Origin of the sequence: Achromobacter sp. UBA5777 (genome assembly GCF_002418565.1) — a bacterium.
Lineage (GTDB): Bacteria > Pseudomonadota > Gammaproteobacteria > Burkholderiales > Burkholderiaceae_B > Achromobacter > Achromobacter animicus.
The window spans coordinates 37,730-38,011 of sequence record NZ_DIEJ01000244.1 but is presented as its reverse complement, the minus strand read 5'-3'; the positions used below and the strand labels follow the sequence as shown (position 1 = coordinate 38,011).

Annotated in this window: 1 pseudogene; it reads left to right on the top strand. The window is 72.0% G+C overall.

Annotated elements, in window-relative coordinates:
* Positions 1–282 (top strand): annotated as a pseudogene (locus B3446_RS21080) (biotin--[acetyl-CoA-carboxylase] ligase); the annotation flags it as partial.

Below are 282 nucleotides of genomic sequence, written 5' to 3'. Positions count from 1 at the left end.
CGGGCATCCTGGTCGAGACCACCCGCAATCCGGGCGGCCGCGACACCGGCTACACCGTGGTGATCGGCATGGGCGTCAATCTTGCCGACGCTTCCGAACTGTCGCTTGCCCTGGGCCGCGAGATCGCGGACTGGACGCAGGTGCAGGCCGGCGCCGAGCGCGCCGCCCTCGCCGCAGACCTGATCTGCGCCAGCGCCGCCGCGTGGCACGAGGCGGTCCGCACGCTTGAACGCGACGGCTTCGGCGCATTCCGGCAGCGTTTCAGCCAGGTGGACGCGCTGG